Genomic DNA, 9,968 nt, shown 5'->3' with positions numbered 1-9,968 from the left:
AGACTTATTACTTTCGTTTTTGTAATTAAATCCTGAAAACCACAATTATCTTTGCGGAATAACATCATATATACGTTACATAATATCGGAATTCCAAGTAGTAATATGTTCGGTAATAACAATACAAAAAATCGCATCGTTAATGTTTGTAACGTTAACTTTTCACTCTTCAATGAAATTAATTTTATTCTTGTTACCTTTTTACCAAGTGTTACACCGTTCCAAATAAAGGGTACCAAAATAAAATATATCGCCATTAATATAAAAACTACTGCTAGATCATATCTATAATCACCAAAACTAATATTAAAGCGATCAAAAATAGCACTATAATTTCCAGTCATAACAGCTACTACTGCACCATACATAACCGAGATTAAAAACATGTCAATTAGGGAAGCACCTATGCGATTCATTACAAGCGCTGGACGATGCATCTTTAACTTCATTTATGTCGACTCCTTCATATCCTTCTTTACCCGTCTCATCGTACCACTTCTAAAAAACATTGTAAACTAGCGTTTCTCTTACTTTTCTTGTACAATGTGTTACAACAGCATTGTAAAGGAGGTTCCCATATTGAAAAAATGGATAATCCTATTCGTCGCATTCCTATTAGCCGGTTGTGCTGGAAATGCAAATCATATAACTTATACGATTAACGATGAATACGAACTCATACGTACTTCTGGAAATGCATTTGAACTTTTCCCCACGCAAGATGCTGTATATGCCACACAATACATTCCTGCAAAAATTACAGACATAGCTTGGGATGATAAATATATTATTGCAAAACAAATTGAGGAAAAGTCCGATCCGAATAACCCTGACGCAGCAATTGCAAATAAAAAAAGTGAGCATTATTGGATTATTGACGTAAAGCATAATAAACGTTTTGGCCCTTATAATGAAAAACAATTTAATGAACAAAAAAATGCGTTTAAAATTAAGGTACCTTTTCAAAGTGTAGATTCATACATAAAAGAACAGAAAAAACAGTCAGCATAATATTTTAAGCGCTGACTGTTTTTTCTTACCTGTTTTTAAAAACATCTTACTCAGAAAGTGAGATATTAAAAGTTTGTGGCTCTTTTACAACATCTTGCGTTTCTGCATCTGCTGCGACTACATTATCTGTTGTAAACTTAATATCTTTTACCTTTTCTTTTCCATCATCAAGTATTAAGCCGATAATACCATCTCTTGTTTCACCAGGCTTATAATCTTCCCTTGATACATTTTTTGTACCAACAAGCGTATCTTCATCATATAAAAAGTTTTGCGTTGCTACTTTAAAATGTTGTTTATCATTAATCGTAACATCATTCATAGAGAAAAATTGCATATTTTTATTCCCGCTATTTTCCACCTTATATGTAATTTCAACGTAACGAATCGTATCACTAATCTCTGTACCACTTATCGATGCATATAACTCCGCATCTTCTTGACTGACTTTATCTCCTAATCTACGCTTTACTTCTTCAGGAGTTAATGCCGTATATACTTTTAATGTGTTTTTTGCATCTTTACTCATCTGCGATAAAGAAATTACTTTTACATCTTGTACGTGAATTTTCATTGGTGCTACTTCAAATGTTTGATTCACAGAATGAATCTGTTCTAACTTAAAAGTACCCCAACCTGTTTCTTTCACTTTCTGTCCTACTTTTTTCAGCTCACGCCCGCCATATTCTTTTGTTTCAGGAATAGATTCTTTCTTCTTCGGTTCAACTTTCTTTTCTTCTTGATGGAAGCAACCACTTAACATAAGAAGAAAACTACATAAAACAAAAATACTTTTCCATGCTTTCATCATATAATTCTCCTAACACTATCATTCATTAATATCAATTAGTCCCTTGCTTTGTAAACTATAGAAACAATGAGAAGTCCACAAAACGAACTTGTCAGTCCAGATACTATTATACCCCCTATTTGGAAAATATGAAAATAGGGATCTGCGAACGCGTGAACGATAAATATAAGAGCTGCCACAATTATTGCCAAAACCCAATACTTCCTTTTTTCTGAAGTTATCATAATATCTTTCCCTGTTTCATCTTTATACTTCCATAGTACGTATAATAGTAATAATAAACCAACACATGTACTCCCGTGCTGCATATATTTATACACTGGAATACAATGTAATTCTCTTTGTAAAAATGGTATTTTCGTAACAATATATCCTGTATTATGAGTAAATGCATCCCAAACGACATGCGTGAGCATACCAAATAAAGCAGAATAACAAAATACAAAGAAATCTTTCCATGTGTAAAGCCCCCACCTCTCATCTACTGCATATGCAAAGTAGCCAGCAAACGGTTTAGGTAAATGCGTTATAAACGGCTTTTTTAAAATGTAATGATACATATATGCTAACAGAAATACAAGTGGTAAATTTAAATATAAGAACCCAAGCCACGTATGCCCAATGACACCATAAGGTCTAAAGTGTAAAAAATATTCAAAATCAGGAGCCATACTCCCTAATATAAGAGCCGTTACTGAAATATATTGAGAACGCTTCTTCACAAATGGAAGAACTGCTGCTGGATGCGCAAATGTAAACGGCATGTTTTGACTCCTTTTCATATTTTCAATAGAATAACATCTATCATAACGAGAGAATTGATCTTGATGCAATATTTATTTTCACATTGGAATATGATAGTTTACATGTTATAATCCACATGAAATATTCAGAAAATAAGGAGGGATTCGCGTGTCATTAACACTTGTCTTTTTTCTTGTTCTGTTTACCTTGTTTTTAAGTACATACATTGGATTTTTTCTATGGAAGCATTTAAAAATTATAAAAGATACACCCGTTCTCGTTGGCTTTATGAGTGTTCTTTTCATTTTTATATGGAAAAGGATGACTTTTGGCTGGGAAGGTATCGGTTTTGGAGCACTTCAGTATACACTTCTAGCCGCAAGCTGTCTTACACTTGTATTTGCTGCCTTTTTAGAATCAAAATCCGTTATGAATTGAGGTTTATATATTGATTGACGTACCCTTTTTAAAAAATGTAACATTAAAAAAAGAAAATATCCCTAGTTTTTCCACATATCCTTACTGTTTACCCGCTATCCGAACATTACAATCACTAGCTTTTCATCCAAATGTAACATTCATTATTGGAGAAAACGGAACCGGTAAATCAACATTACTCGAAGCAATTGCTATCGCTTTAGGGTTTAATGCAGAAGGTGGAACGAAGAATTTCCGATTTAGCACAAATGATTCACATTCATCTTTGCATGAATACCTTCGAATTTCTAAAAGTTTCAATACACCAAACGACGGTTTCTTTCTTCGCGCTGAATCATTTTATAACGTTGCTTCTTATATTGATGAAATAGATGCCGATTTAGAATCCCGTGGGAATCCAGTTATTGACTCATATGGTGGTATCTCACTACACAAACAATCACACGGTGAATCATTCTTTTCATTATTTATGAACCGTTTTTCAGGACAAGGTTTATACATTTTAGATGAGCCTGAGGCAGCACTATCACCAATGAGACAACTTTCCATGCTCATTCGAATGCACGAACTAGCGGAACAAGGTTCACAATTTGTTATCGCGACGCATTCTCCTATTTTAATGGCTTACCCTGAATCCACTATATACTCTTTAACACAAGAAGGGATTCATGAATCCACACTAGAAGAAACCGAGCATTACCAAACGACGAAACTTTTCTTTGAAAATCGTGATCGATTATTCCATCATCTATTTGATTCTTAAAAAAAAGAAGCAGCGATTGCTGCTTCTTTTTTATAGTGCTTCTATAAATAATGCTACCCCAATACCGCCACCGACGCATAGAGAGGCAATTCCTTTTTCTAAACCGCGTCTCTTCAATTCGTGAATTAAACTTACCGTAATACGAGCTCCTGTACAACCGATTGGATGTCCAAGACCTACACCACTACCGTTTACATTCACTTTTTCACGATCTAAACCTAATTCTTTCTCTACAGCTAGGTATTGTGCAGCGAAAGCTTCATTAATTTCCAGTAAATCAGCATCTTCTAATGACCAATCTACTTTTTCTAATCCTTTACGAATTGCTGGTGCTGGTCCAATACCCATAATTTTCGGATCTACTCCAGCTACTGAATATCCAACAATTCTAGCTAACGGTTGTAAGCCTTTTTCTTTCGCTTTTTCTTCGCTCATTAATACTAGAACCGCACTTCCATCATTAAGGCCAGATGCATTCCCTGCCGTTACAGATCCATCTTTACGGAAAGCTGGTTTTAATCCTGCTAATTTTTCCGCTGTAATATCTGCACGTGGATGTTCATCCTTCGAAAATACTATTTCTTTTCTACGTTCTTTTATCGTAATAGGAACAATTTGCTCGTCAAAATATCCAGACTCGATTGCTTGCAGTGCCAATGTATGACTACGAAGCGCAACTTCATCTTGTTCCTCTCTTGTAATTTCATATTGGTCAACTAAATTTTCAGCCGTTTCACCCATCATAATATGGTGAATCGGATCTTCTAGTACTTCCCACACCGTATCACGAATTTCTCCGTGCTGTAGACGTTGTCCCCAGCGGTGCTGTTTTAATGCATAAGGGCTCGAACTCATCGCTTCTACTCCACCTGCAATAACAACATCACTTACACCTAATTGAATTTGCATTGCAGCTGACATAATTGCTTGCATACCTGAAGAACATTGGCGTTGGATTGTATAACCCGTAACTGTGTCAGGAAATCCTGCCGCTAATGCAGCTGTTCTTGCAGTATTTGCTTCATCAGTTCTTTGAATACAATGACCTAAAATTACTTCATCAACTTCGTGTGGTTCTACCCCGCCTCGTTTTACAGCTTCCTGAAGTACAGGAACCGCTAATTCTACTGGCGTTACATTTTTTAGCGCTCCTCCAAAAGTTCCAATTGGCGAACGAACTGCAGCTGTAATAACAACATTATGCATTTTGCACTTGCCCCTCTCTTATGTACCCTAGTCAGTTTTTAGGTGAAATTCCATAAGATGTATGTCTACATCTATCATACTATAAACATACTAAAAAATCAAAATATTTAATATAATAAAAATAGAAGGAATTAACCTTCTATTCTGTTAATGCATATAAAAATTTTTGTAAAATTTTCTCTGTCGTTTCATTCAATTTTGGTAACTTATCTACCGGAAAATATTGAAGCTTCAAACCCTCCTGATCAAGCCTTAATTCTCCACTCACATGATGCCCCTGATACAGATGAATAACATTAAAAATTTCATCCCCATTTGGATATTGGAAGTACACTTCTTTTCCCGAAAGAACCCCGATAAATTGCATAATTTTCACATTGAGTCCCGTCTCTTCAAATAGTTCTCTGCGAGCAGTTTCTTCTGTCGTTTCTCCTAGTTCCATCGCGCCGCCAGGTACACCCCAATCATATGTATCTGAACGATATTGAAGCAATACTTCTTGATTATCATTTAATATAATTATTGCTGAACCAACGAGAATAAGTGGTCTCGTCCCAACGACTTTGCGTAACTCTTCAATATACCCCAATATGTAAACTCTCCTTTCCTCACCCTCCCTTATCATAACAAAATTTTTCTCCTTTTGTTGGTGTAATTTCCAAGAAAAAAAAGGAAGCTTTCGCTTCCTTTTTCCATTCTTATTTCTTAAAACTTTCATATTTTACAGCTTCAAAAGCTTCTTCAATTTCATCATTACGATAATGGACGTATGTAAAACGTCCTAATTCTACTAATCTTGCTATTTCTTGTAACGCTTTATGTTGCTCATATGTTTCCTCAAGCTTAATATGTACATAAAATTTCATTAATGGATGTTCATATAAAGATTCTCCCACCTCTACATATACATCTTCCACCCCTTGCACAACTCTTACATAACTTGCAAATTGATAAAGAGCTTCTCTGTCTGAAACGATTTTTAATGTATACATATATTCTCCCCCTTTTCTTTACTATATCAAAAAGATGATCACACTACGTTATAGAACTATGAAATTTTTTCGACTTGTAATAAACAAGGCGTTTATCCATACATAGGGTCTTTTCTCAACATATATTATAGGAAGAATTTTTTCAGTTGAGGTGTTCCTTATGGATCCATACGTCAATATATGTATTTGCATTACTCCAGGCGCCAATATTTCTGATGACCGTATCGCAAAAGATTTAGCAGTTGCAGAGTCAATCTGGCACCCGATTACATTTCAAATTCAAGAAATAATTGTTTTAAATGAACTTTTCCGTTTTTCTGACCGTGAAATTAGTTATAAAAATTCTATTCAAAGTCAGGAAAAATTAGCATCCTTTTTCCAAACGTGTGTAAATGAAGCTCCTGAATGCGACCTTTACATTTGTTATATTGGCAGTGATTATTTCAAAGAAACAGCAGTAATTGCCTGTGCTTACTCTCTAGCAAAACAACAGCAACTTACTGGTTATATCGTTTTAACAAATTCAGCTGCTCCTATGAAAAATATATATACGCTCGCTCACGAGATCGGTCATATTTTATTTACAAGACGTGTTCACGGAAAACTTACTCACGCAGATCCTCATTCCCCAACTGGCTCGGAGCACCATCCTTCTCCAACAAATCTTATGTATCCGATAGTCCCGCGCCCTGAAAACGTCCATATTCAATCCCTATTAACGAATGAACAAAAAAAACTCTCTTTACAAAGTGCTTTATTACAAAGAAAAAAACAGTAACGACCTCGTTACTGTTTAAAACAACTTATTCCAATCCACAAACCAAATCCCGGCTGCTAGAAATAAAAATAGGCAACTAAACGTAAATGTAATCACTCTAATAATCCCTATATAATATTTCTTTGGAAATATTTTTTTGCATATCCAGAGCAGCCCTTTTCCTATTAAACCGAAGAACAAAACATACCCGATGTGTCATCTAATAAAGTTTCGAAATAGTCATCGTGTACCTTCTTCGAAAACGTAGTATATAGCCCCAAAATCGTTAAACCTAAAAATATAATAGACAATATACCTAGAAATATACTTTGCATGTTTGTTCCCCTCTAATAAAAAATTCAGTTCATTCACTATTAATATAAAGCTAGCTTACAGTTTTTTTCTCTTCATTTTTTAAAGACCATCGCATTAATACATATAAACTACCGTACAGAAGTAAAGACTCTAACATTCCCCAGTATGGATTTTTCTCTCCAAATCCTTTAAATACAAACATAATGAATAATGGTACGATAACAGCTAATATCCCAATCCAGCCAAGTATGTATGCTTCCCCAATTAACAGTACTAACAAGATAACTCCAGCTAGTATATAACTTTGTATAGTCGTTAATTGTAATACAGGTGTACCGTACCATTTATTCATAAACATTAATAATACTAGTAATAAAATCGGTAACAAAGATGCTACATAAATAATGCTAAATTCTATTATTTTACTCTTAAATGACGACATTTTAAAAGCAAATACAATCCCTACAATTGTAATAATTAAAACAATTGGGTATCCAATCAATTGTACATTCGTTAATGTAAATTCATGATTTGGACTTTCAAATAAAATATTTGTAAGTAACCAATATCCCCCTATTCCAATTATCATTCCTAAAATAGTCTTTATACTCCCGCCTTTATCCTTGTCCATTTCTTTCGCTAATTCTTCCGCATACTCTTTTGGTAAATCACCGAATATATTGCTTACCGTCTTTCCCTCTTTCTCACCTTCCATTAAATGAAGTTCTGCATCTTCTATAAAAGCGTCCACATCTTCTTCTTTCATTCCTTTTGTTATTAAATACACTTTCGTATCGATTAAAAACTTTTCTCCTTCTTTAGAAATCTGCATGATACCCCTCCCTTATTTAATCGCTTCTCTTCTATTCGTCTTCATCATAATTTCAAGGAAAATTAAAATAAATAAACTTCCGTATAAACATATAATTTGAAATAACATTGGCACGAGATCTTCTGATGTGAGTGTTTTAAACAGTATCATAATAGAAAGTGGAATAATTAAATATAAGTTTTTAAACCATCCTTCAAAATATATATTTATTGCTACTGTGATAATAAAAATAGCTCCAGCTAATATATAACTTTGCGTTTGGGTGAATGTAAACATTTTGGTAGGATAGATTACATCTAATATCGTAACAGCCCCCATTAAAAACATTGGCGCGATCATGACTAAAAACCACATAGAAAACCATGTTTTTGTAAAGCTTGTTACGAAGGTCATTTTACGAAGTAGAAAATTAGGACCTATCACAACTAAAATCAATGACAAACTATACCCAACGCACTGAATAAGTGACATCTGTAATAGTCCGTTATTCACTATTAAAATAGAAGCAATAATCCAAAACGATACGATATTCATTACTGTAAAACCAATTTGCTTCCACGTTTCCTGTCTATCTCTTTCCATCACTTTTACAAGTTCATTTGCGTATTCTTTCGGTGAGCTTCCGAAAATTTCTTCTACGCTTTTTCCATCACTCTCACCTTCTATTAAATGAAGTTCTGCGTCTTCAATAAAGCTTTCAATATCGCTTTCTTTCACACTCTTTGCAGTCAAAAACAATCTCATATCTAATAAAAACTTTCGTGCTTCATTTGATAGCATTATTTTCTTCTCCCCTTCCCTTCAAGTAGACGTTCCACACTACTTTGCATCGCTTCCCAGCGATCCATAAATTCATCCAGTGCATCTTCGCCATCTTCTGTTAACGTGTAATACTTCCGTTTTGGACCAGATGGGGATTCCTTCATTACACTTGTTATGAATCCTTCCTTTTGCATTCGTATTAATAACGGATAAATACTTCCCTCACTCGCCATTGTAAAGCCATACTTTGCTAGCTTCTCACTCATTTCATAACCGTATATTTCACCTTCAGAAATAATAGCAAGTAAGCATCCTTCTAAAATCCCTTTCAGCATTTGACTTGTCGACATAATTCAAACCCTCCCACTATCTTGTTTTACAAGATAGATAAGCGTAAGTATCTTACTTTACAAAATAGTATAGCAGAGACTATTTTGTTAAACAAGATAGTTAACAATATTTTTCCAAATCTTTGCAGGATTTTTCTTATCCACTCTCTAAATAGAGCAATATGAGAACTTTATTACGAAGGGATGTTTTTCATCATGGTTACAAATCGAGTTGTTTTTTTAACAGGTGCTGCAAGTGGTATTGGATATGAAATGGGAAACGCTTTTGCAAAAGAAGGTGCAAAAGTTGTTATTACCGATCGTCTTGAAGATCGTGCAAAAAAAGCTGCTGAACAACTACAAAAAGAGGGCTTTCAAGCTATCGGCTTAAAATGTGATGTTACATCCGAAGAAGGAATAGAAGCATCCATTTCCCAAACTGTTAATCATTTCGGTTCATTAGACATATTAATTAATAACGCAGGAATGCAACACGTTTCACCGATTGAAGATTTTCCAACCGAAAAATTCGAGCTACTCATTAAAATTATGCAAATCGCTCCTTTTATCGCAATTAAACATGCCTTTCCAATTATGAAAAAACAAAAATATGGCCGGATTATTAATGTCGCTTCCATTAATGGCCTCGTTGGATTCGCAGGAAAATCCGCCTATAATAGTGCCAAACATGGCGTAATTGGTTTAACAAAAGTTGCTGCTTTAGAAGGCGCTACGCATGGTATTACTGTTAATGCACTTTGTCCCGGTTATGTCGATACCCCTCTCGTACGGAATCAATTACAAGACTTGGCCACTACACGAAATGTACCACTTGAAAATGTTTTAGAGGATGTCATTTATCCACTTGTACCACAAAAACGCTTATTACAAGTACAAGAGATTGCTGATTATGCAATGTTTTTAGCGAGCGAAAAAGCGAAAGGTATAACTGGACAAGCTGTCGTTATCGATGGTGGTTATACCGCTCAATAAAAAATAAAGTTTGCT

Annotated in this window: 14 protein-coding genes and 1 pseudogene; 5 read left to right on the top strand and 10 right to left on the bottom strand. The window is 34.6% G+C overall.

What is annotated here, in order from left to right:
* On the bottom strand, positions 1-449 hold a 449-nt coding region (locus KI369_RS00195; RefSeq protein ID WP_212954685.1), incomplete at its 3' end, for an RDD family protein.
* A 130-nt stretch (positions 450-579) separates the two neighbouring features.
* Between KI369_RS00195 and KI369_RS00190 the strand changes: the two genes are divergently transcribed.
* Entirely contained in the window at positions 580-1,011 is a 432-nt protein-coding gene (locus tag KI369_RS00190; RefSeq protein WP_212954684.1) for a DUF3997 domain-containing protein, read from the top strand.
* 46 nt (positions 1,012-1,057) lie between these two features.
* Here the strand turns inward: KI369_RS00190 and KI369_RS00185 are convergent, their stop codons facing one another.
* Positions 1,058-1,822, bottom strand: a complete 765-nt coding sequence (locus tag KI369_RS00185; protein ID WP_212954683.1) for a hypothetical protein — start codon at positions 1,820-1,822, stop codon at positions 1,058-1,060.
* A 35-nt stretch (positions 1,823-1,857) separates the two neighbouring features.
* Positions 1,858-2,586 (bottom strand): DUF4184 family protein, encoded by a 729-nt coding sequence (locus tag KI369_RS00180; protein WP_212954682.1) that lies wholly within the window; start codon positions 2,584-2,586, stop codon positions 1,858-1,860.
* Between the two features lie 148 nt (positions 2,587-2,734).
* On the opposite strand from KI369_RS00180, the gene KI369_RS00175 reads away from it, so the two are divergent.
* Both KI369_RS00175 and KI369_RS00170 read left to right on the top strand, forming a co-directional pair.
* A complete protein-coding gene (locus KI369_RS00175; protein WP_212954681.1) occupies positions 2,735-3,004 on the top strand; it encodes a hypothetical protein in 270 nt (89 codons plus the stop codon).
* 10 nt (positions 3,005-3,014) lie between these two features.
* Positions 3,015-3,767 (top strand): AAA family ATPase, encoded by a 753-nt coding sequence (locus KI369_RS00170; protein WP_212954680.1) that lies wholly within the window; start codon positions 3,015-3,017, stop codon positions 3,765-3,767.
* Positions 3,768-3,797: 30 nt separating this feature from the next.
* Here the strand turns inward: KI369_RS00170 and KI369_RS00165 are convergent, their stop codons facing one another.
* The 3 genes from KI369_RS00165 to KI369_RS00155 form a co-directional block, all read right to left on the bottom strand.
* On the bottom strand, positions 3,798-4,973 hold the full coding sequence (locus tag KI369_RS00165; protein WP_000552069.1) for an acetyl-CoA C-acetyltransferase: 1,176 nt from the start codon (positions 4,971-4,973) through the stop codon (positions 3,798-3,800).
* 139 nt (positions 4,974-5,112) lie between these two features.
* Positions 5,113-5,562, bottom strand: coding sequence for an NUDIX hydrolase (locus KI369_RS00160; RefSeq protein WP_212954679.1), 450 nt, complete (start codon positions 5,560-5,562; stop codon positions 5,113-5,115).
* 109 nt (positions 5,563-5,671) lie between these two features.
* Complete coding sequence (locus KI369_RS00155) at positions 5,672-5,965, bottom strand: DUF3928 family protein (protein ID WP_212954678.1); 294 nt, start codon at positions 5,963-5,965, stop codon at positions 5,672-5,674.
* A gap of 160 nt (positions 5,966-6,125) precedes the next feature.
* Between KI369_RS00155 and KI369_RS00150 the strand changes: the two genes are divergently transcribed.
* Positions 6,126-6,743 (top strand): ImmA/IrrE family metallo-endopeptidase, encoded by a 618-nt coding sequence (locus KI369_RS00150; protein WP_212954677.1) that lies wholly within the window; start codon positions 6,126-6,128, stop codon positions 6,741-6,743.
* Positions 6,744-6,758: 15 nt separating this feature from the next.
* Here the strand turns inward: KI369_RS00150 and KI369_RS29400 are convergent.
* From KI369_RS29400 to KI369_RS00130, 4 genes and pseudogenes are all read right to left on the bottom strand, one after another.
* Positions 6,759-7,057 (bottom strand): annotated as a pseudogene (locus tag KI369_RS29400) (DNA-binding protein).
* 50 nt (positions 7,058-7,107) lie between these two features.
* Entirely contained in the window at positions 7,108-7,869 is a 762-nt protein-coding gene (locus KI369_RS00140; protein ID WP_212954675.1) for a DUF1129 domain-containing protein, read from the bottom strand.
* Positions 7,870-7,881: 12 nt separating this feature from the next.
* Positions 7,882-8,649: a DUF1129 domain-containing protein gene (locus KI369_RS00135; RefSeq protein ID WP_212954674.1), complete on the bottom strand. Its 768-nt coding sequence runs from the start codon at positions 8,647-8,649 to the stop codon at positions 7,882-7,884.
* Positions 8,649-8,981 carry a PadR family transcriptional regulator gene (locus KI369_RS00130; RefSeq protein WP_000107968.1) on the bottom strand — a complete coding sequence of 111 codons (333 nt, stop codon included), beginning with the start codon at positions 8,979-8,981 and terminating at the stop codon, positions 8,649-8,651. The genes KI369_RS00135 and KI369_RS00130 overlap by 1 nt, the downstream gene beginning before the upstream one ends.
* 195 nt (positions 8,982-9,176) lie before the next feature.
* On the opposite strand from KI369_RS00130, the gene KI369_RS00125 reads away from it, so the two are divergent.
* Entirely contained in the window at positions 9,177-9,953 is a 777-nt protein-coding gene (locus KI369_RS00125; protein WP_212954673.1) for a 3-hydroxybutyrate dehydrogenase, read from the top strand.
* The last annotated feature ends 15 nt before the right edge of the window (positions 9,954-9,968 follow it).

Origin of the sequence: Bacillus sanguinis (genome assembly GCF_018332475.1) — a bacterium.
Lineage (GTDB): Bacteria > Bacillota > Bacilli > Bacillales > Bacillaceae_G > Bacillus_A > Bacillus_A sanguinis.
Note: the sequence above shows the minus strand (reverse complement) of the source record. Positions and strands in the feature narration are given on the sequence as shown.